Consider the following 615-nt stretch of genomic DNA (forward strand, 5'->3'; position numbering starts at 1 on the left):
GGCAGCCCGGCCGGGGACACGTCCGCCGGTTCGACCCGGCCCCCGTCCATGACCTCCACGGTGCCGACACCCGCAGCGGCGAGCAACGCGGCGACCGCTGCCCCGACCCGCCCCGCGCCCCGTACCAGGACACGGGCGCCCGTCCGCGCGGCGAGTGCCTCCACCGCGCCCGCCGGCCGCCGGTCGAGCAGCGCGAGAGAGGCGAGATCGGGGCGCAGGCGATCCATCAGCTCCGCGTCCTGCCGCACCTCCGCCGCCGCCTCGCTCCCGCCCGTCGCGTCCTCCAGGAGCCCGCTGCCCGCCAGCGTGTCCAGGAGCCGGTCCACGTCCGAGGGGGAGAGCCCGTTCCGCGCGCCCTCCGCGTACAGCAGCGGCAGCCCCCGCGTACCGTCGAGCAGCCTGAGCAGGCTCGCCGAGCCCGGATCGAGCGGCCCGAGGAGCGAGGCGTGGGCGCGCGTCATCCCGAACTGCACCGTCCCCAGGTCCCGCCACGCCCGCCGCAAGGCGGGCTTGACCGTGGGATGCGCGAACAGGGGAGCGGGTGGCGCCTGCGGGCGCGCGTACGAAGGCGCGGGCGGCCGCCCCACCGCGGGCGGCGGCACCGTGGGCCCGGAA

General features: G+C 78.7%; 1 protein-coding gene. It reads right to left on the reverse strand.

The window, feature by feature from the left end:
* A partial coding sequence (locus G3I42_RS07360; RefSeq protein WP_203606485.1) for a ThiF family adenylyltransferase occupies positions 1–503 on the reverse strand: 503 nt, incomplete at its 3' end.
* Between the last annotated feature and the right edge of the window lie 112 nt (positions 504–615).

The organism is Streptomyces sp. SID11385 (genome assembly GCF_010548245.1).
Lineage (GTDB): Bacteria > Actinomycetota > Actinomycetes > Streptomycetales > Streptomycetaceae > Streptomyces.